At 44.4% G+C, this 19656-nt stretch carries 19 protein-coding genes and 1 tRNA gene; 13 read left to right on the forward strand and 7 right to left on the reverse strand.

The features are described 5' to 3' along the window. Positions 1 to 887 precede the first annotated feature (887 nt). Complete coding sequence (locus OCU28_RS12120) at positions 888 to 2333, reverse strand: YfcC family protein (protein ID WP_261817951.1); 1446 nt, start codon at positions 2331 to 2333, stop codon at positions 888 to 890. Positions 2334 to 3169: 836 nt separating this feature from the next. Here OCU28_RS12120 and OCU28_RS12125 point away from each other — a divergent pair. The 9 genes from OCU28_RS12125 to OCU28_RS12165 are packed head-to-tail and all read left to right on the forward strand — an operon-like array spanning position 3170 to position 10042. Then, the gene (locus OCU28_RS12125; RefSeq protein WP_261817952.1) at positions 3170 to 3568 is read left to right on the forward strand and encodes an ATP synthase subunit I; all 399 of its coding nucleotides are present in this window, start codon (positions 3170 to 3172) and stop codon (positions 3566 to 3568) included. A 2-nt stretch (positions 3569 to 3570) separates the two neighbouring features. After that, the gene (atpB, locus tag OCU28_RS12130; protein WP_261817953.1) at positions 3571 to 4338 is read left to right on the forward strand and encodes a F0F1 ATP synthase subunit A; all 768 of its coding nucleotides are present in this window, start codon (positions 3571 to 3573) and stop codon (positions 4336 to 4338) included. Positions 4339 to 4386: 48 nt separating this feature from the next. After that, positions 4387 to 4623 carry a F0F1 ATP synthase subunit C gene (atpE, locus tag OCU28_RS12135; RefSeq protein WP_004730405.1) on the forward strand — a complete coding sequence of 79 codons (237 nt, stop codon included), beginning with the start codon at positions 4387 to 4389 and terminating at the stop codon, positions 4621 to 4623. 48 nt (positions 4624 to 4671) lie between these two features. Continuing rightward, positions 4672 to 5142, forward strand: a complete 471-nt coding sequence (locus OCU28_RS12140; RefSeq protein WP_261817954.1) for a F0F1 ATP synthase subunit B — start codon at positions 4672 to 4674, stop codon at positions 5140 to 5142. Between the two features lie 12 nt (positions 5143 to 5154). Beyond that, positions 5155 to 5706 (forward strand): F0F1 ATP synthase subunit delta, encoded by a 552-nt coding sequence (locus OCU28_RS12145; RefSeq protein WP_261817955.1) that lies wholly within the window; start codon positions 5155 to 5157, stop codon positions 5704 to 5706. A 9-nt stretch (positions 5707 to 5715) separates the two neighbouring features. Beyond that, positions 5716 to 7257 (forward strand): F0F1 ATP synthase subunit alpha, encoded by a 1542-nt coding sequence (gene atpA, locus OCU28_RS12150; protein WP_261817956.1) that lies wholly within the window; start codon positions 5716 to 5718, stop codon positions 7255 to 7257. 47 nt (positions 7258 to 7304) lie between these two features. Beyond that, positions 7305 to 8165, forward strand: a complete 861-nt coding sequence (gene atpG / locus OCU28_RS12155) for a F0F1 ATP synthase subunit gamma (RefSeq protein ID WP_261817957.1) — start codon at positions 7305 to 7307, stop codon at positions 8163 to 8165. A 30-nt stretch (positions 8166 to 8195) separates the two neighbouring features. Further along, positions 8196 to 9581 carry a F0F1 ATP synthase subunit beta gene (gene atpD / locus OCU28_RS12160; RefSeq protein WP_261817958.1) on the forward strand — a complete coding sequence of 462 codons (1386 nt, stop codon included), beginning with the start codon at positions 8196 to 8198 and terminating at the stop codon, positions 9579 to 9581. Between the two features lie 14 nt (positions 9582 to 9595). Further along, positions 9596 to 10042 carry a F0F1 ATP synthase subunit epsilon gene (locus tag OCU28_RS12165; RefSeq protein WP_261817959.1) on the forward strand — a complete coding sequence of 149 codons (447 nt, stop codon included), beginning with the start codon at positions 9596 to 9598 and terminating at the stop codon, positions 10040 to 10042. Between the two features lie 267 nt (positions 10043 to 10309). Here the strand turns inward: OCU28_RS12165 and OCU28_RS12170 are convergent, their stop codons facing one another. Both OCU28_RS12170 and OCU28_RS12175 read right to left on the reverse strand, forming a co-directional pair. Next, positions 10310 to 10573 (reverse strand): hypothetical protein, encoded by a 264-nt coding sequence (locus OCU28_RS12170; RefSeq protein WP_261817960.1) that lies wholly within the window; start codon positions 10571 to 10573, stop codon positions 10310 to 10312. A 178-nt stretch (positions 10574 to 10751) separates the two neighbouring features. After that, positions 10752 to 11114, reverse strand: a complete 363-nt coding sequence (locus OCU28_RS12175) for a glutaredoxin family protein (protein ID WP_261817961.1) — start codon at positions 11112 to 11114, stop codon at positions 10752 to 10754. Between the two features lie 231 nt (positions 11115 to 11345). Here OCU28_RS12175 and OCU28_RS12180 point away from each other — a divergent pair. Further along, positions 11346 to 11420: transfer RNA gene (locus tag OCU28_RS12180), tRNA-Gly, on the forward strand. 100 nt (positions 11421 to 11520) lie between these two features. On the opposite strand, the gene OCU28_RS12185 is transcribed toward OCU28_RS12180, so the two are convergent. Then, entirely contained in the window at positions 11521 to 12186 is a 666-nt protein-coding gene (locus tag OCU28_RS12185) for a YoaK family protein (protein WP_261817962.1), read from the reverse strand. Between the two features lie 221 nt (positions 12187 to 12407). Between OCU28_RS12185 and OCU28_RS12190 the strand changes: the two genes are divergently transcribed. Then, positions 12408 to 12959, forward strand: a complete 552-nt coding sequence (locus tag OCU28_RS12190) for a hypothetical protein (RefSeq protein WP_261817963.1) — start codon at positions 12408 to 12410, stop codon at positions 12957 to 12959. Between the two features lie 146 nt (positions 12960 to 13105). After that, on the forward strand, positions 13106 to 14854 hold the full coding sequence (locus tag OCU28_RS12195; protein ID WP_261817964.1) for a formate--tetrahydrofolate ligase: 1749 nt from the start codon (positions 13106 to 13108) through the stop codon (positions 14852 to 14854). Positions 14855 to 15303: 449 nt separating this feature from the next. Here the strand turns inward: OCU28_RS12195 and OCU28_RS12200 are convergent, their stop codons facing one another. After that, positions 15304 to 15747, reverse strand: coding sequence for an Lrp/AsnC family transcriptional regulator (locus OCU28_RS12200; protein WP_261818301.1), 444 nt, complete (start codon positions 15745 to 15747; stop codon positions 15304 to 15306). Between the two features lie 108 nt (positions 15748 to 15855). Between OCU28_RS12200 and OCU28_RS12205 the strand changes: the two genes are divergently transcribed. Next, complete coding sequence (locus tag OCU28_RS12205; RefSeq protein ID WP_261817965.1) at positions 15856 to 16440, forward strand: LysE family translocator; 585 nt, start codon at positions 15856 to 15858, stop codon at positions 16438 to 16440. 748 nt (positions 16441 to 17188) lie between these two features. On the opposite strand, the gene OCU28_RS12210 is transcribed toward OCU28_RS12205, so the two are convergent. Continuing rightward, positions 17189 to 18433, reverse strand: a complete 1245-nt coding sequence (locus tag OCU28_RS12210; RefSeq protein ID WP_261817966.1) for a M20 family metallo-hydrolase — start codon at positions 18431 to 18433, stop codon at positions 17189 to 17191. Between the two features lie 313 nt (positions 18434 to 18746). Continuing rightward, complete coding sequence (locus OCU28_RS12215) at positions 18747 to 19622, reverse strand: DMT family transporter (protein ID WP_261817967.1); 876 nt, start codon at positions 19620 to 19622, stop codon at positions 18747 to 18749. Between the last annotated feature and the right edge of the window lie 34 nt (positions 19623 to 19656).

Genomic DNA, 19656 nt, shown 5'->3' on the forward strand with positions numbered 1-19656 from the left:
CCGGAATCTGTGGTAGCTCGGTGCGTGTTTGAGTGCGGTGCACCTTGTTTGAGTTCGAGTACACACAGAGCCCCCTGCGCGGGGAAGACAGAGGAAGAGCGTATCGGTGAGTCGATGTATCTATGATGCGATCCACAGAACCAAAGGACCATAGGGCCACAGAACCGCACCTCCTCCCCCCGTCATGCCGGTGGTCTTTTAAGCCGGCATCTGTGATAGCTCGGTGCCTGTTTGAGTGCGGTATACCTTGTTTGAGTTCGAGTACACACAGATCCCCACCTGCGCGGGGAAGACGGAGGAAGAGCGTATCGGTGAGTCGGTGTATCGATGATGCGATCCACAGAACTAAAGGGCCACAGGGCCACAGAACCACAGAACCACAGAACCGCACTTCCTCCCCCCGTCATGCCGGTGGTCTTTTAAGCCGGCATCTGTGATAGCTCGGTGCCTGTTTGAGTGCGGTATACCTTGTTTGAGTTCGAGTACACACAGAGCCCCCTGCGCGGGGAAGACAGAGGAAGAGCGTATCGGTGAGTCGATGTATCGATGATGCGATCCACAGAACCAAAGGACCATAGGGCCACAGAACCGCACCTCCTCCCCCCGTCATGCCGGTGGTCTTTTAAGCCGGCATCTGTGGTGGCTCAGTGCCGTTTGAGAGCGGTATACCTTATTTTAGTTCGAGTACACACAGATCCTCACCTGCGCGGGGAAGACGATAGAAGAGCGTATCGGTGAGTCGATGTATCGATGATGCGATCCACAGAACCATAGGGCCACAGAACCACAGAACCACAGAACCGCCCCTCCCATCCCCCGACAAAAAAGGGTGCGAGAAAAACGTAAAAAGCCACCCGAAGGTGGCTTTTACACAGACAAAGGTGAAATTAGATAAGCGCGCCTACGCTCAACACTGCCATGCAGAATACCGTTAGGATCCCAATCAGAGGCATTACCCATTTAACCCAACGTACATAAGGGACACGAGCAATTGCTAGACCGCCCATAACCACAGCAGAAGTTGGTGTAATGAGGTTTACTAGACCTGCGGCAGACTGATAAGCCGTGATAACAAGTTCACGCCCTACGCCAGCAAAGTCAGCAAGTGGAGCCATAATCGGCATGGTAAGCACTGCTAGACCAGATGTTGACGGTACTAAGAACGACAGTAGTACCTCGATGAAGAACATTACGTTGATAAAGACTACTGAAGACAGGCCAGTAATCAGCTGTTCAGCGTTGAACAAAATGGTGTCAGTGATCATGCCATTGTCCATGACAACAACAATACCGCGTGCAATACCGATAATAAGAGCGACACCAAGTAGGTCTCGTGCACCGTCGATAAAGCTATTGGTGAAGTCTTCTTCGCTCATGCGCGACACAAGGCCGACAATGATTGAAGCGGCAATAAACATTGCTGAAATTTCAGCCATCCACCAACCTGCAACCGCAACACCGTATATCATTACACCGAATGACGCAGCAAAGATGCTAAGTATCAGCTTACGTGTGCCGGTAAACTCAAGTTGTTCAGTGCCTTTGTTACCCAAAAAGTGCGCTTGGTTCTCTTCAAATTTGTCGTAAACAACAGATTTAGTCTCGTCTTGGCGAACCATGCGTGCATAGCGCATTACATAAGCCACACAGATTAGCCAACCTACAACCAGCATAAATACGCGCAGCATAATGCCTTCTGTAAATGGTATAGCTGAAGCGTTAGCCGCGATTACAGTTGCAAACGGGTTGATGGTTGAGCCAAGCACACCGATACCAGCGCCAAGGAGGATTGTTGCTGCTGCAACCATAGGGTCAAAACGGGCTGCCATCATCACTGGGACGAGTAGGGCATAGAAAGGAAGAGACTCCTCGGCCATACCATAGACAGTACCGCCTGCGGCAAACAGTGCCATTAGTATGGGAATCATCAGCTCTTCACGGCCTTGAAGCCTCGCAGTTACTCGTTCTATACCTGCATCAATTGCACCTGTCTTAGTCACTAAACCAAGAAAGCCGCCAATAATTAGGATAAATAGAGAAACATCAATAGCAGCGGCTTCGTAGCTACTGTGGTCATAGAAGCCATCAATAGGTGCTAATAGGACATCTACCACGCCTTGTGGATTTGCGTCCACAGCTTGATAAGTACCCGTAACAGGCACTTCACGTCCGAGCTCTTCGTTCATCTCGCGATTGTACTGACCCGCAGGAATAATCCACGTCATCAGTGCTACAAGCGCAATCAGCGCGAATAGTATTGTATATGCTGAAGGAAATTTAAAATTGGCAAAGAAACCATTTTTTTTCGCTTCGGGTAGTGTTTGCGTTGTCATTGCTTATCTCCTGATCACAACTTGAATCAAAAATTCCATGTAGTTCCGGTGAACTACAAGTTGTTTAGAAAAGAACGGAAGATCTAAGCATTAAACATTACCCAGCCATTTTACGGTTATTTGGCAAAGTAGAATGTCTGCTGGTTCACATCTTTAGAGGTTGTTATTTGGTGGTTTTTTCTGTGTTTGGTGCTACTTGGATAAATATCTATCGATATGGGAGAACATGCATTGACATGTATTGAATACCGACTATCTTTTGAAATGTTATTCATCGTAACTTGTTGTGTGTCAAGGAGGATTTCATTATGAACTGTGCCGTTAATCACAAAAGCAAACTCCCTTATGACCGTGGCGGTGGATGATTCTTATCAAATTTAGCTCATCTTTAAAGAAGCCGATAGGTCAGTGCTTCAGCCAACCAAACAAAATTTTTACCTGATCTATATCAAAGAATGAGTCATTGTTTTTTTTAGCGGTTTTATTGATGTCGTTATTCCGATGTGGTTATGCAATAGCGGTGTTATGTGCCTATAAGTAATACAAATGAAATGGTGTTATTACACCAAAATCCATAGGGGTATATATTCATATTTTGGTTTGAAAACGCACCTTTTTGATTGAATAAGCTTCAAAAGATCAAAAAACTATGGTTGCGATCTCAAAAATGAAATGATTGATGTCGATATTTGGCGTTTTTATCACAGTAATTTAGGAGTAACTTTATCTCTAAGGGTGCAATAGTAAATGAGTTTTATATTACTACTGTGTCCTGATAAGAAATATATATGAATTGTCGTATGTATATTCTTAGCCACTAACAAACGAGGTTTATTATGAAACTGGATAGCGCTAACACGAGTATTATCGTTGCAGCCAAGAGAGTATTTCTCTGCCAGATAGTATTAGCCGTCGGAGTTGTTTTATACGAAGTGGTATTCGGGAATGAACTCGGATTGAAATCAGCCTTAGTTGGAAGTGCTATTGCAATAATTCCAGCATTACTAGGCTTTTATTATTCCAGTTTAAAAGTTCAAAGGAATCCTGATTATAGTCTTCGCGACTTAATGAAAATGAGTCGAGTCGTGAAGCTTATATATACGTTTGTTGCTTTTATCATCGCATTTAAAGTCTTAAATCTTGATAATCCAGTAATAATCGAAGCGTATATAGTGACTATGATTGGTCATTTCTTGACTCCGTTTATCGCGGACTCACAGTCGGAGTATGCGTAGCAATGGAACAAGTCACAACTGCTCATGATTATATTGAGCACCATTTAACGTTCTTAACCGTGGGTGACGGGTTTTGGGCAATCAACGTTGACTCAATGTTGATGGTATGGATAACAGGGTTGTTGTTTATCGGAGCATTCCGATATGTTGTAACCAAAGGTACTAGCGGTGTTCCAGGACGTTTTCAATGTCTTATCGAAGTAATCTTTGAGTTCGTTAATAATCTTGTTAAAGAAATCTTCCAAGCTGAGGATAAATTAGTTGGTCCGTTAGCATTAACCACCTTTGTATGGGTGCTGTTAATGAACGCAATTGACTTAATCCCAGTTGATTTTATCCCTCGAATCCTAGGTTCATTCGGTGTTACTCACTTTAGAGAGCTTCCAACCGCAGATGTAAATATCCCAATGTCTATGGCACTTGGCGTATTTGCGTTGCTATTGGGCTACACCTTCAAAAATAAAGGGCTAAAGGGTTTTATTAAAGAACTGACTACTCAACCTTTTGAGAATCCTCTTTTATACCCAGTAAACCTTGTTTTAGAACTAGTAACGTTAATTTCTAAACCTATCTCTCTAGGTCTACGACTATTTGGCAACATGTATGCAGGTGAAATGATTTTCATCCTTATCGCATTAATGCCGTGGTGGATGCAATGGGCACTTAGTGTTCCATGGGCATTATTCCATATCTTAATCGTATTCTTACAGGCATTTATTTTCATGGTTCTAACTATTGTTTATTTAGGTATGGCAGTAGAAGAACACTAAGTTTTATTTAACCGAATCAATTAACAAATTAAAGATTGGAGACATTCAATGGATATCGTAAGCGCAGTTTTATATGTAGCAGGTGCATTGCTAATCGGTCTAGGTGCGGCAGGTGCAGCTTCAGGTATCGGTAACTTGGCAGGTAAATACTTAGAAGGTGTTGCTCGTCAACCAGATCTAACTCCTATGCTTCGTACTCAGTTTTTCATCATGATGGGTCTTGTGGATGCGGTTCCTATGATCGGTGTTGGTATCGGTCTATACATCATCTTTGCTGTAGCGTAATCAAAGTAAACACCGATTTAGTCGTAATCAAGATTTAGTGAGGAAGCTATGAACTTAAATGCAAGTATGCTTGGCCAAGCAATCTCATTCGTGATTTTTGTTTGGTTATGCATGAAATATGTATGGCCACCTCTCACTGCGATGCTAGATGAACGCGAAAAGATGATTTCTGACGGTCTTCGTCATTCTGAGAATGCTGCAAAAGAGCTTGATATTGCAAAAGCAAATGCAGCAGACCTAGTTAACGAAGCTAAACGCAACGTGTCTGAGCTGATTGAGCAAGGCAACAAGCGTCGTAACGAGATCATCACTCAAGCTCAGCAAGATGCTGAGAAAGAGAAAGCACGCATCCTTGAGCAGGGAAGAGCTGAATTAGAAGGCGAACGCCAGAAAATTCGTCAAGAGCTTCAAGCGCAAATGGCTGATGCCGTTATCGAAAGTGCTCAAAAGTTGATTAATAAGAATCTAGATTCAGACGCGAACCGCGCTCTGGTTGATCAATTAATCAAAGAAATCTAGTAAGGGAGCGATATGTCAGAGAACACTAATATTGCTCATCCTTACGCTAAAGCATCGTTTGACTTTGCTTTAAGTGAGAACAAGTTACAAGAATGGCAGAAGATGCTGGAAGTTCTTGTGACCGTGGTAAATGAAGAAAGCATCGCGAATGCTATTGCTTCAGCCGACGGCGCTGGTGCTCAACAAGCAGAACAGATTGCGGACGTTATCCTCGAAATATGCGAAGGCATAATCGATGAACATGTACAGAACCTTATTAAGGTAATGTCAGAAAACGGCCGTTTGTCTATTGTTGACCAAATGTATCAGCTGTTTTGTGGGCTAAAGGATGAGTACGAACGTGTTATTCCTGTCACCGTCACAGTATCCGAGCCACTTTCAGAGCAGCAAGTATCTTCATTGACTGCTGCACTAGAGAAGAAATTAGAGCGTCAAGTTGAACTAGAGCAAGAGACTGATGCCACCCTAGTTGGCGGTATTGTCATCAAAGCGGGTGAGACCATTATCGATGGGTCGTTGAACACATCCATCGAACGTTTAGCTAGTCAACTTCGCGCGAGATAGGTAACGAATATGCAACTAAATTCAAATGAAATCAGCGATCTGATCAAAGAGAGAATCGCTCGATTTAATGTGAGCACTGAAGCTCGCAATGAAGGTACCATCGTATCTGTACGTGACGGTATCATCACCATCAACGGCCTAGCAGATGTCATGCAAGGTGAGATGATTGAACTGCCAGGTGGCAAATACGCACTTGCACTTAACCTTGAGCAATACTCTGTAGGTGCCGTGGTTATGGGCCCTTACACTGACCTTTCTGAAGGCATGAAAGTGAAAGGTACTGGTCGTATCCTTGAGGTTCCAGTAGGTAAAGGTCTGCTAGGTCGTGTTGTAAACACACTAGGTGAGCCTATCGATGGTAAAGGCGCTGTTAAAGCAGAGCAATTTAACTCTATCGAAATTATCGCACCGGGTGTAATCGAACGTAAATCAGTAGATCAACCTATCCAGACTGGTTATAAAGCTGTTGATACCATGGTGCCAATCGGTCGTGGTCAACGTGAGCTTATCATCGGTGACCGTCAAACTGGTAAAACAGCGATGGCGATCGATGCCATCATCAACCAGAAAGACTCTGGCGTTAAGTGTATCTACGTTGCTATCGGTCAGAAAGCCTCAACTATCGCTAACGTGGTACGTAAGCTTGAAGATCATGGCGCTCTTGAGAACACTATCGTTGTTGTAGCATCAGCTTCTGAATCAGCGGCACTTCAATACCTTGCTCCTTATGCAGGTTGTACCATGGGTGAATACTTCCGTGACCGTGGTGAAGATGCGTTGATCATTTATGATGATCTTTCAAAACAAGCAGTAGCTTATCGTCAAATTTCACTTCTTCTTAAACGCCCACCGGGTCGTGAAGCATTCCCTGGTGACGTTTTCTATCTTCACTCACGTCTTCTAGAGCGCGCAGCTCGAGTAAACGAAGAGTATGTAGAGAAGTTTACTAATGGCGAAGTGAAAGGTAAAACCGGTTCTCTAACCGCACTACCTATCATCGAAACACAAGCGGGTGACGTATCTGCGTTCGTACCAACTAACGTAATCTCTATCACAGATGGTCAGATCTTCCTTCAGACTCAACTGTTCAACTCAGGTCTACGCCCAGCGGTTGACCCAGGTATTTCGGTATCTCGTGTTGGTGGTGCAGCTCAGACTAAGATCATCAAGAAACTATCTGGTGGTATTCGTACTGCACTGGCTCAGTATCGTGAACTTGCAGCGTTTGCTCAGTTCTCTTCTGATCTTGATGAAGCTACGCGCAAGCAACTTGACCACGGTGAACGTGTTACAGAGCTGATGAAACAGAAGCAATACGCTCCTATGTCAGTTTCTGAGCAAGCACTGGTTATCTTTGCTGCTGAAAAGGGTTACTTGTCAGGTGTTGAACTGAAGCAAGTTGCGCGTTTTGAAGAAGAACTTCTTTCTTACGCTAAAGCTCAAAACCCTGGATTGATCGATACGATCAATGCAACGGGTGATTACAACGACGAAATCGAAGGCGCTCTACGTGAGATTCTGGAAGGTTTTGTGGCGTTGAAGCCTTGGTAATCGCTCCGGTTTGTTGACTGGAAATCCAAAACAAATAGGAGCAGATAATGGCTAATACAAAAGAGATTCGCACCAAGATCGGAAGTGTATCTAATACACAGAAGATCACCAGTGCTATGGAAATGGTTGCGGCAAGTAAGATGCGTAAAGTTCAAGACCGTATGGAGCTTACTCGCCCATACGCCGAGAGCATGCGTCAAGTTATCGCTCATGTCGCTTCAGGTACATTGGAGTATCAACACCCGTACCTTCAACAACGCGAACCAAAGCGTGTTGCTTACATCATCATCTCGTCAGACCGTGGTCTGTGTGGCGGTTTGAACAGTAACCTGTTCAAGCGTGTGCTAGAAGAGATGGAAGAATGGCGAGCAAAAGGTGTTGAAGTCGATACAACCTTAATCGGTTCAAAGGCTATCAACTTCTTCCAACGTATGGGAAATGTTGTTGCACAGACTTCAGGCCTAGGTGACGCACCGAAACTAGAAGAGATTCTAGGTACGGTAAACGCGATGTTGAATCACTACAATGAAGGCAAGATTGACAGTTTGTTTTTGGTTTACAACAAGTTTGTGAACACCATGGTGCAAGAGCCTACGACAGCACAACTGCTGCCGCACCCTTCAGATGTAAAACAGACCAACGAAGAGAAACGTTGGGATTACATCTACGAGCAGGCACCACGAGACATCCTTACTGATCTGCTGCATCGATATATCGAATCTCAGGTATATCAAGGCATTGTAGAAAGTATCGCGTGTGAGCAAGCAGCCCGAATGGTAGCCATGAAATCGGCGACCGACAATGCTGATCAATTGATTGAAAACCTTCAATTGGTATACAACAAAGCTCGTCAGGCTGCCATTACCCAAGAACTGAGCGAAATCGTTTCAGGCGCTCAAGCGGTTTAAGGGTTACGAAGAGAATTTGAGGATTTAGACATGAGTCTTGGAAAAATAGTTAAAGTGATCGGTGCGGTGGTTGATGTTGAATTCAGCCACAACAATGGTCCTCGCGTATATGACGCGTTGAAGGTAGTTGGTGCCGATTTAGGTTCACTAGTACTGGAAGTTCAACAACAAATGGGCGGTGGTATCGTTCGCTGTATCGCGATGGGTACTTCAGACGGCCTACGTCGTGGCCTACAAGTTGAAAATACTGGCGCAGCAATCACTGTACCTGTAGGTGAAGAAACTTTAGGACGTATCATGAACGTTCTAGGTGAGCCTATCGATGAATGTGGTGAAATCGGTGAGAAAGAAAACTACGTAATCCACCGCGAAGCGCCTTCTTATGAAGACCAAGCAAACAGCACTGAGCTTTTAGAAACTGGTGTTAAGGTTATCGACCTTATCTGCCCATTTGCTAAAGGTGGTAAAATCGGTCTGTTTGGTGGTGCTGGTGTAGGTAAGACCGTTAACATGATGGAACTTATCAACAACATCGCAAAAGCGCACTCAGGTCTTTCTGTATTTACCGGTGTAGGTGAGCGTACTCGTGAGGGTAACGACTTCTACTACGAAATGAAAGATGCTGGCGTACTTGATAAAGTTGCCATGGTTTACGGCCAAATGAACGAGCCACCGGGCAACCGTCTACGTGTAGCGCTTACTGGTCTAACTATGGCTGAGCGTTTCCGTGATGAAGGTCGTGACGTACTGCTATTTATCGATAACATCTATCGTTATACCCTTGCGGGAACAGAAGTATCAGCACTTCTAGGTCGTATGCCATCAGCGGTAGGTTACCAGCCAACTCTTGCAGAAGAGATGGGTGTACTTCAAGAGCGTATTACGTCAACTAAGACAGGTTCTATCACATCTATCCAAGCGGTATACGTACCTGCGGATGACTTGACTGACCCATCTCCAGCGACCACATTTGCTCACTTGGATGCAACCGTTGTACTTTCTCGTAACATCGCAGCGCTAGGTCTATACCCAGCAATCGATCCACTTGATTCTACTTCTCGCCAGCTTGATCCTCTAGTTGTTGGTCAAGAGCACTACGATGTAGCGCAAACAGTTCAAACAACGCTACAGCGTTATAAAGAACTGAAAGATATCATCGCTATCCTAGGTATGGATGAGCTGTCTGAAGAAGATAAGCAAACCGTATCTCGTGCACGTAAGATTGAACGTTTCCTAACACAGCCTTACCACGTAGCAGAAGTATTTACAGGTCAAAAAGGTGTGTTCGTATCACTACGCGAAACCATTGCTGGCTTTAAAGGTCTTCTTGAAGGCCAATACGATGATATCCCAGAGCAAGCATTCTTGTACTGTGGTTCTATTGACGAAGTGCTTGAAAAAGCTAAATCAATGTAAGGGTAGGGTGCATTATGGCTATCGGAGTTACAGAGAATACGTTTCAGCTTAACATCGTAAGTGCGGAAGGTACGCTGTTTTCAGGGCCAGCACATGCTCTAGCTGTTTCAGGTGCAGACGGTGAGCTGGGTATCCGCCCAGGTCACTCACCCCTACTGAGTAAGATCAAGCCAGGGGTAACAGTATTTGTCACAGATCCAAAAGCGGATGAGCAAGTGCTGTATGTCTCGGGTGGTATCGTTGAGGTTCAACCAGACACAGTAACAGTGCTTGCTGATACTGCTTTGCATGGTGCCGACATTGATAAAGCTCGTGCTGAAGAAGCGAAGCGTGCAGCGCTTGATAACATCAATAAAGGAGCAGGGGACGCAAACTTTGCTCAAGCACAACTAGAATTGGCTAAGGCTATCGCCCAACTTCGAGCAGTAGAGCTAACATCTTCTACTAATCGTCGCCACTAAGTTGTACTAATTAGAGCAAGTATGGCTTTGCCAGCTTGCTCTACAAATTGAATGCTACCTGAGTATTTGGGTAGCCACCTAACAAGCAATTGAATGTAAGACTTTTTAGGTTCAAAACAGTTCTTTTAGCAGAGAAACTCAGAACATTTTTCGTTCTGAATCCTTTTGCCCTAGGCGACTCACCCTCTCTCTAGGGCTTTTTTTCGCCTTGAATTTGAGGTGCATAACAGCGCGTAAAGCGTAATCAAGTACAGCTTGTCGTAACGGTTAGGCTTCGGTTAGCTCTTCTTTTACGTTAGCGTTCTTGTTAGATATGCTAATACCATGCTTTGAGATATGTATCTGAGTGGATGCATACTGAGTTACGGCGAGAATCTGCCCATCTTCGATATTATCTAAATCGAACAGGTACTCAGAGATCAGGTTAACACCACACAATAGAGTTGTGAGCGCCTCCTCTGGTGGGAGTTCGGCCAAGTCATTGAGTATCTTATCTAATACTAGCTGGCTGTTTAGTGGGAGGTTATGCATATCTATTCCAATGAGTTATAGCTGCCAGTACCTTATCAAACAAACCTTTAATTAATGTGACAAATACTAGATTTGTTACAAATCAATATTCTATATATGTAAGTTGATATTACCCGTGGGTGATGCGGGGAAGCTGAAAGGATAAATACGCCCTAAGTATCGGGCGTACCTTTGATTTTTATGCAGCAAACTCTTTTTGTAAATACGCGACGATATCAGAGGACTCATATAGCCAAGTTTGTTGTCCTTGATTGTCTATTCTTAGGCAGGGAACCTTGATACGGCCACCACCTTCCAGCAGTTGTTGCCTAGAGTCCTGATCATTTTTCGCATCTTTAACATCAATACGCACCGATTGGCGTTTGAGTTCTCGGCGCACCTTTACGCAAAATGGGCAGGCTTCAAACTGATATAAAGTCAGCTGTTTGGCCTTTAGATCAGCTACGGCTTGCTCTGTAGGGCTACGTTTAACACCCCGAGGTGAAAATATAAAATCAAATAGCAGTATAATTTTTCCAAGTAAAATCCGAATCAGTTTCATAGTGCGCTTCTTAAGCTAATAACCATAATCAACAATGCTGAATTAAAATGCTTTTAGAGTCAATTTGTAACTAAAAGGTTAGTGTGATGTGGGCATCGTTTGCGAGGTAAACTCAGGCGCTGCGTAACTAATGAACGATATGATTAAAAAACGACTAAACAAACACTTAACGAGGATTTAGGGTTTCTCTTTTGTCTTAGATGTGGCATATTTACTAGGTCTTCACGATGTGCGTGCATCGTATAATGGCTATTACCTCAGCCTTCCAAGCTGATGATGCGGGTTCGATTCCCGCTGCACGCTCCAATCTCTTCTTAGAAAAATCTCAATATAAAATATTAAAATGACACGCTTTGTTGCGTGATTTTTTATATCTCAAGAAAAGTTATTATATGACCTATACCGGCTACTCCACCTCTGGATGTGTTTTTATATAGGTTCGATAATAAAAAGCAATACTCACGCACAGTGCGGTGGGTAAGAACAGTGCATTGAATGAGCCCACCTTAAATAGGTATGCGCCAACGGTACCGCCGCTAATAAAACCAAAGGTTATGTAGCTAAACAGCATCAATTTTCGCTTGTTGATGGCTTCGCCTCTGAGGTAATTGCCAAACATCAACCCAAGGTCGGTAATAATTCCCGTTAAGTGTGTAGTGCGTACAACTGCGCCACTATAGGTGGTTACCATGGCATTTTGTAGCCCACAAGCGGCAGCGGCTGAAAAGTCGCCGAAATTACTGTGCTTATAAAGCAAACAAATCGTGGCTAGTAATAATGCGGACTCAAGTAGCAGTGGAATTTCATAATGGCGTTTGAGCTTCAATGATGATGAGCGCAACACAAAACCCGAAATTGCGGAACCTAAGAAAAAAGAGAGCATAACACCGGCAAGGTGTAGGCTTGTACTCCATGAAGTCAGTAATTGAGTACCAAATAAGGTTGCGGTGCCCGATACATGAGAAACAGATTGATGATCAAGTCCAAGCAGGCCAATAGCATTGATAGAACCTGCAATAAAGGCCAGCAATAAGGCACCAAATTCGACCCATCTTGGTAATTTTGTAATCACTGCGTATGCCTATGTGTATCATTGCTATTAATTAGGTTGGGTATTCTATCTGTTGGGAAGAGAGTGGTAGGAATGAAAGGTAAGTTTTCTCTGATGGTGTATAAGTTTGAATTGTAAGGGGACAGATAGCCCCTGTTTAAGTCTCGGTTCTATAAGCGGTAATAGCCACTAGGCCTAATTTCCCGTAAACTCACGGCCAACAAAAAATTATCAAGCATGCCATGAATCAGCCATCTATTTCATCACTGTTAACGCTATGGGGATTTCAGCTTCCCACCTCTACACAGATCAAGTCTGCCGATAGGTTATTTGTTAGTGAATGCCAAGCATTAGAGTCGTTGTTCTTTAAGGCTAAGGCAACACACTCCCAATATAGTGATGAACAGTTATTGCTCGGAGTATTAGCTCATAAATATCAGGGCTTATTGGGAGCATTTCAGCAGCAGTTGCCAAGCCTGCTGGCGATGAGAGGTGCAATTGATGACAATATTTCTGCTGAGTTCCAAGGTGCCTTTCAAGCGCATATAGTGCAACAGATCTGGTTGACCCTGCACTTGTGGCTATTTGTTCAGGGGCGATTGCAGATGGATTATTCCTTGGCCAACGATTATGCTGGGCAAGGGGCTGAACTCATTGGTCAACTAACCACTACAACTACTAATGAGTGGCGCAGTCAGTGGAACCAGTCGTTTTACTTAGGCAGAGACTCTAAGCAAACTAAAAACTCATGCTTGAAACAACTACTCATTCGGTTGCGTAAACTATTGAGTTAATATCACTTTTGTTTTCTATTATTACTCATAATTATTCGCTACCACAGCGTTTACCCCTCCACGCAAACGTTTGCCCTTTACATATTGTAAAATTTCATTAATATTCCGCTCAAAATCGCTCTTATTATTTTTATCCCGAGGAAGTCATGCTGTCGGATATTGAAATCTCACGTATCACCCCATTACGCCCTATCTCAGATGTTGCAACTGCTGCTGGATTACACAGTGATGAATTTCAAACGCATGGAAAGCATAAAGCCAAGATTTCACTAAATGCTCTCAAGCGTTTAGAGAGCAAAAAGAGCGGTAAGCTAGTAGTCGTAACCGCAATGACACCAACGCCGTTAGGCGAAGGTAAAACGGTGACTGCGATTGGCTTAGCGCAAGGCTTATTTAAGATTGGTCAATCGGTGATGGCGTGTATTCGTCAGCCCTCTATGGGACCTGTGTTTGGAGTTAAAGGCGGAGCTGCCGGTGGTGGCTATGCTCAGGTTGCTCCTATGGATGAGCTCAACCTGCACCTAACTGGCGATATTCATGCGGTAACAGCGGCTCACAACCTTGCTTCGGCAGCACTTGATGCTCGTATCTATCATGAACAAAGACAAGGTTATGAAGCGTTTGAAGCGCGTACAGGCCTACGTGCACTGCGCATCGACCCTGATCAGATAGCGTGGAAGCGTGTTGTTGACCATAACGACCGTGCATTACGCAAAATTACAGTTGGACGTAATGAGCCGGGTAAGACTATTAATGGCTACGAGCGCGAAGATGGCTTTGATATATCAGCTGCCTCTGAGCTAATGGCAATTTTGGCTCTGGCTAAAAACCTCAAAGATCTCCGTGCACGAATCGGTAAAATTGTTTTAGCTTACGACCTTGATGGTCAGCCAGTAACTACCGAAGACTTACAAGTAGCTGGTGCAATGACCGTTAGCATGCGCGATGCGATTGAACCGACCATGATGCAAACCCTTGAAGGCGTCCCAACGCTTATTCATGCTGGCCCTTTTGCAAACATTGCACATGGTAATTCATCTATTATTGCAGATGATATTGCGATTAAGCTTTCTGATTTTACGGTAACTGAGGGTGGCTTTGGCTCAGATATGGGGTTTGAAAAAGCCTGTAATATCAAAGCTCAAGCGTCGGGTAAAGCACCAGATTGTGCAGTTGTTGTTGCAACCCTACGCGGCCTTAAAGCTAATTCCGGCCTATACGACTTTAAGCCGGGTCAACCTATTCCTGATGCACTTTTCGAAGCTGATAGTAAAGCCCTAGAAGCTGGCTTTGCCAACCTAAAATGGCACATTGAAAACGTTGCTAAATACGGCGTGCCAACGGTAGTGGCAATTAACCGCTTCCCTCAAGATAGCGACCAAGAATTAGAGCAGCTAAAGGCATTAGTGGAATCCCTTCCTCTTGATGTTGAGGTTGCGGTATGTGAAGCCTTTGCTAAAGGTGGCGCAGGAGCTGCTGAGTTGGCAACCAAAGTGGTTCAGCAAACAGAGAAGGGTTCACAATTTAAGCCCTTGTATCGCCTAGAACAAAGCTTAGAAGAAAAAGTTATGGCGGTTACAGAAGTAGGTTATGGCGCCGCTTCAGTTAGTTTAAGTGAAAAAGCAAAATCGCAACTGGATAAGTTCCAACAACTTGGATTTGGTAACCTTGCGCTATGTATGGCAAAAACGCCTATGTCTATCTCAACTGACGGCAGCGTAAAAGGCGCCCCAACTCAATTCGATGTACCGATCAGAGAGTTTAAGCTGTGCGCAGGCGCGGGCTTTATCTACGCGTTATGTGGCGCGGTAATGACCATGCCAGGTCTGTCGGACAAACCTGCATTTATGAATTTAGATATTGATGAAGACGGGAATATTGTTGGTTTGAGTTAGGGGTTCTATGGTTCTTTGGCCCTATGGGGCACTTCATCGAAACATCGAGTCATCGCTACGCTCCACTCCACCACACCTTAAAATCGTCATCCCCGCGCAGGCGGGGTGAAGCGGTTCTATGGTTCTTTGATCCTATGGTCCTATGGGCACTTCATCGAAACATCGAGTCATCGCTACGCTCCACTCCACCACACCTTAAAATCGTCATCCCCGCGCAGGCGGGGTGAAGCGGTTCTATGGTTCTTTGATCCTATGGCCCTATGGGGCACTTCATCAAAACATCGATTCATCGCTACGCTCCACTCCACCACACCTTAAAATCGTCATCCCCGCGCAGGCGGGGATCTGTAGACACTCAGGACTCAATCATGGTCACTATTTCAAACCTAAACCCGAGTATCCAAAGACCCCGGCTTAAAACACTACCGGGGTGACGAATCCCACCCCATCTACCGCCTTTCATCCTTAGGTGAATCCATTACCACCATAGTGGTAATGGATTTCACGTACTCACACTCTCCCAACACATCGGCATGAATACGCTTATAGGAGGCTAGATCTTGGGTCTCGATTCGCAGTAAATACTCATTGGCGCCAGTAATGTTGTGGCACTCGACTACCTCAGCCACAAAGCGTACATGTTCCTCAAAGGCATGCTGTGCTTTCTTACTGTGCGATGAAAGCCCTATTGACACATAGGCGACAAAACCTACGCCGAGCTGCGCACTGTCAAGAAGCACCCTATAGCCCTTAATGATACCTTTGCGTTCGAGATCTTGTACTCTTCGTAATGTTGCAGAAGCGGATAAACCTACTTTATCTGCCAGTTCAACATTGGCTATTTTTCCGTTTAACTTTAATGCTTGCAATATTCTTTCGTCAAACTTATCCACGGCGCACTCAGGTTGCTTAACTGGGTTTATTGTTATCAATATAAGCAAATAATTGCTCACTACTCCAATTAAAATTGTTCTATCTATTCACGATAGAAGGGTTTAATCATGGAACTGCATCATTTAGGTGCCTTGCTGTTGTTTGCATTGGTATCTACAGCGACTCCGGGTCCAAACAATATAATGTTGATGAGCTCTGGTGCTAATGTGGGCTTTAAGAAAACCATCCCTCACATGCTGGGGATTACGATAGGATTTGCTGTAATGCTGATCTTGGTAGGAGTTGGGTTGATTAGCGTATTCAATGCTTATCCTCAAAGTCACACCATACTTAAGTATGTAAGCCTTGGGTATTTGCTCTACTTGGCCGCTAAGATCGCAACCAGCGGTAAGGCGAAAGAGCAAAGATCATTTACAGCAATGAGCTTTCTAGGTGCGGCAAGCTTTCAATGGGTTAATCCAAAAGGGTGGTCAATGGCGTTAACCGCTATCGCTTTGTTTAGTGCTACCGGTTCGTGGCGGGAATTGCTGGTGATTTCAGGCATATTTACCTTAGCCAATATTCCATCGGTTACCCTGTGGACATTAGCAGGTACTCAACTGCAACGCTGGCTCACCACCTCTATTCGAATTAGAAGCTTTAATATAGGGATGGCGTCTTTATTACTATTATCAGCCGTTGCAATGCTTTAGCTTGATGCGTTGGTTAAGAAATGTTGGGACGGCCCTAGAACCTAGGGCATCATCGATACTACCATAGCCACTTCCGCCCCTTTTCGTGCGGGAATCTGTAGACACTTGGGTTCAGTTTCAACACCGCCCCTGAGCACCCAAAGACCCCGGCTTAAAACACCACCGGGGTGACGAACGGTCCGGTGTTCTCTGAACCACAATGTTTCGTCATTCCCGCGCAGGCGGGAATCTGTAGACACTCGGGTTCAGTTTTAACCCTCCCCTGAGCACCCAAAGACCCCGGCTTAAAACACCACCGGGGTGACGAACGGTCCGGTGTTCTCTGAACCACAATGTTTCGTCATTCCCGTGCAGGCGGGAATCTGTAGACACTCGGGGGACATCTTAAACATCAAAGCCCGAGTAGTTAAAGACCCCGGCTTAAAACACCACCGGGGTGACGAACGGTCCGGTGTTCCCTGAACCACAATGTTTCGTCATTCCCGCGCAGGCGGGAATCTGTAGACACTCGGGGGACATCTTAAACATCAAAGCCCGAGTAGTTAAAGACCCCGGCTTAAAACACCACCGGGGTGACGAACGGTCCGGTGTTCTCTGAACCACAATGTTTCGTCATTCCCGCGCAGGCGGGAATCTGTAGACACTCGGGGGACATCTTAAACATCAAAGTCCGAGTAGTTAAAGACCCCGGGTTAAAAGACGACCGGGGTGACGGAGGGGGAGGATTCGATGGTCCTAAAACTATCGACTATTCGCTAGCTAAATTTAAAACAAAACGCTCCAATACCTCTAGGGCAACGCGGATGTCAGCTGTGGTAATTGATTCTTTAGGGTGATGGGTAATGCCATCTTTACAGCGTACAAACAGCATAGCAATATCAGTTAGATGCGACATGGTAAGTGCATCGTGCCCAGCATCACTAAACAGTTTTCGGACTGGCAAGTCGTGAGATTCTATTGCGGCTGCCATTTTGTCGCTCAGCTGCGGTGAGCAGGTTACTGCTTTTTGTTCATATAGCAGTTCTGAATGGATAGATAGATTAAGCTCTTCCATTGCTTGGTTAATTTCAGAAAATAGACGCTGGCTAGTCTGCTGTCGTTTTTCATCATCGGAACAGCGTAATTCTATAGTGATCTCAGTTCGCTGAGGAATCACGTTTACTCCATTCGGGAAATTGCTTATTTTGCCTACTACACCTTTTAGCTCAAAATCATGTTTGCATATCGAGTTTAGGATAGAAATGACTTGTGCAGCTCCTACGAGGGCATCCTGTTTGGAGTCGAGATTTGGTGAGTTTAGTTTGTGAGTTTCACCCGAGATAGTAATAACATGGCGCTCTAAGCCGGTGATACCAGTAACTACAGCAACGGATAGGTCTTCATTATCGAGAACTGGACCTTGCTCGATGTGCGTTTCGACAAAACCGATAACGGTCTCAGGATTATAGGCACACTTTTCAATGTCCTCAGGCTTGCATCCCATTTCACCCAGCGCTTGCTGCAATGTAATCCCATTGCTATCGGTATGATCAAGTAGTGCGATATTTGGTCTTCCAGCAACTGCTTTAGAGCCAAACAGGGTCGATTGAAATCGGGTTCCTTCTTCATCACTAAATGCGATAACGTCGATATTAAACGGTAAGTCTAAACGGTGGCGATTGAAATAGTGAACTAGTGCAATAGGAAGTGTAATCCCCAGCGCACCATCATATTTACCACCGTTCGGGACTGTGTCTTGGTGTGAGCCAAAGATAAGGGTCTTTGCTTTAGGGTTAGCACAGGTATAGCGTCCAATGAGATTGCCTGCATTATCTTTGCGAACATCCATCCCGCTGTCGTACATATACGAAGATAGCATGCTTAGAGCACGGCGATGTTCAGGAGTAGCACAAAAGCGAGTAACTCCTTCAGAGTTGGGCTCTTGAGTCTCAGAGCAATTGGCTAATTCTTCCAACCAATGCCAAGTTAAACTTGTTGCATTTGCAATCGTCACAGTGCTTCCTTGTAATTATTAAAATCGACAATATAACCGTCTAAAGTTCGAGGGTAATAATTACGCCCTTGTGGTTAAAAATGCAATCTTTGATTATCGTTTTAAATATAAAATAATCTATTTACCTATATTTATAAAACTTATTTACCATCGTATGTGGTTGTTTTTAAGGGTATTTATTAATTTGAAAACTATATTTCCATAGTTTTGGTGTAAATTAATCTGCATTTGATTGCTTAGCTTTTTTTATACTAGCAATCTCAATCACATATGCGTTTAATTTTATATATTAGCGTTTGGTTTTGTATTTATTTTAATGCCACATTACTAATATTGCGGCTATTCCAATTAAAACTAAAGCAAATATATCTTTCTTAGAAATGCTCTGTTTAAGATAAAAGTACGAGATCAGCATAGTAAAGAAAATCTCTATTTGCCCAAGTGTTTTCACATAAGGTACCGCCTGCAGTGACATAGCACTAAACCATCCAAATGAGCCGATAAAGCTCGCAACACTGGTCATCACTACCAACTTAGGCTTAACAAACATTTGCTTGAGTGTGGCTCGGTCTTTTAGTGCTAAGTAACTGGTTAACATTATGCTTTGAGTCAAAATGACAATAAAGAGCACCCAAGCTGCGCTGTGTGGGAAAGGAACAGAAAGACTAAGGCTAGCCTCTCTAACCCACAGTGAAGTTAAGGCAAATGCTGTGCTGCATGCCAGCCCTAGTAGGGCGGTTTTTCCAGAGATACTGCGGATACCATTGGGGCAACTCAACAACATTACTGCGATCGCACCAAATAGGACTCCCATCCACCCTAGCACTGACAAGCTAGTTCCGAAAAATAGCACCCCAAGAAAAGCCGAGACTGGTGCCTCTGATTTGGCAAGCCCGGCCCCGATAGCAAAGTTCTTTTGCTTAAACAGGATTACCATAAGTGCGGTGGCGATAATCTGCATAATGGAGGCGCCAAATAGGAAAAACCACGAATAGGGCGTAAAAGTGGGTAATTTAGCTGGAAACCAGTGATACAGACTCAGCAGATAAATAAGTGCAAGAGGGCTTGCCCACAAGAATCTCGCTAAGGTAACCCCAGTAACATTGATGTTTTTGCTTAGCTGACTTTGGAAAGCGTTACGCCAGGACTGACTAAATGCAGCAATAAAGGTAAATACAACCCAACTCATGTGATTTCCTATCGATGAGAACTTTGAGGATGGT

This window comes from Vibrio gallicus, from assembly GCF_024346875.1.
In the GTDB taxonomy this organism is placed as follows: domain Bacteria; phylum Pseudomonadota; class Gammaproteobacteria; order Enterobacterales; family Vibrionaceae; genus Vibrio; species Vibrio gallicus.

Excerpts from the sequence above, each read along its gene's own strand:
- OCU28_RS12120 (WP_261817951.1), bottom strand. The coding sequence starts at position 2,333 with ATGACAACGCAAACACTACCCGAAGCGAAAAAAAATGGTTTCTTTGCC.
- OCU28_RS12125 (WP_261817952.1), top strand. The coding sequence starts at position 3,170 with ATGAAACTGGATAGCGCTAACACGAGTATTATCGTTGCAGCCAAGAGA.
- atpB (WP_261817953.1), top strand. The coding sequence starts at position 3,571 with ATGGAACAAGTCACAACTGCTCATGATTATATTGAGCACCATTTAACG.
- atpE (WP_004730405.1), top strand. The coding sequence starts at position 4,387 with ATGGATATCGTAAGCGCAGTTTTATATGTAGCAGGTGCATTGCTAATC.
- OCU28_RS12140 (WP_261817954.1), top strand. The coding sequence starts at position 4,672 with ATGAACTTAAATGCAAGTATGCTTGGCCAAGCAATCTCATTCGTGATT.
- OCU28_RS12145 (WP_261817955.1), top strand. The coding sequence starts at position 5,155 with ATGTCAGAGAACACTAATATTGCTCATCCTTACGCTAAAGCATCGTTT.
- atpA (WP_261817956.1), top strand. The coding sequence starts at position 5,716 with ATGCAACTAAATTCAAATGAAATCAGCGATCTGATCAAAGAGAGAATC.
- atpG (WP_261817957.1), top strand. The coding sequence starts at position 7,305 with ATGGCTAATACAAAAGAGATTCGCACCAAGATCGGAAGTGTATCTAAT.
- atpD (WP_261817958.1), top strand. The coding sequence starts at position 8,196 with ATGAGTCTTGGAAAAATAGTTAAAGTGATCGGTGCGGTGGTTGATGTT.
- OCU28_RS12165 (WP_261817959.1), top strand. The coding sequence starts at position 9,596 with ATGGCTATCGGAGTTACAGAGAATACGTTTCAGCTTAACATCGTAAGT.
- OCU28_RS12170 (WP_261817960.1), bottom strand. The coding sequence starts at position 10,573 with ATGCATAACCTCCCACTAAACAGCCAGCTAGTATTAGATAAGATACTC.
- OCU28_RS12175 (WP_261817961.1), bottom strand. The coding sequence starts at position 11,114 with ATGAAACTGATTCGGATTTTACTTGGAAAAATTATACTGCTATTTGAT.
- OCU28_RS12190 (WP_261817963.1), top strand. The coding sequence starts at position 12,408 with ATGAATCAGCCATCTATTTCATCACTGTTAACGCTATGGGGATTTCAG.
- OCU28_RS12195 (WP_261817964.1), top strand. The coding sequence starts at position 13,106 with ATGCTGTCGGATATTGAAATCTCACGTATCACCCCATTACGCCCTATC.
- OCU28_RS12205 (WP_261817965.1), top strand. The coding sequence starts at position 15,856 with ATGGAACTGCATCATTTAGGTGCCTTGCTGTTGTTTGCATTGGTATCT.
- OCU28_RS12215 (WP_261817967.1), bottom strand. The coding sequence starts at position 19,622 with ATGAGTTGGGTTGTATTTACCTTTATTGCTGCATTTAGTCAGTCCTGG.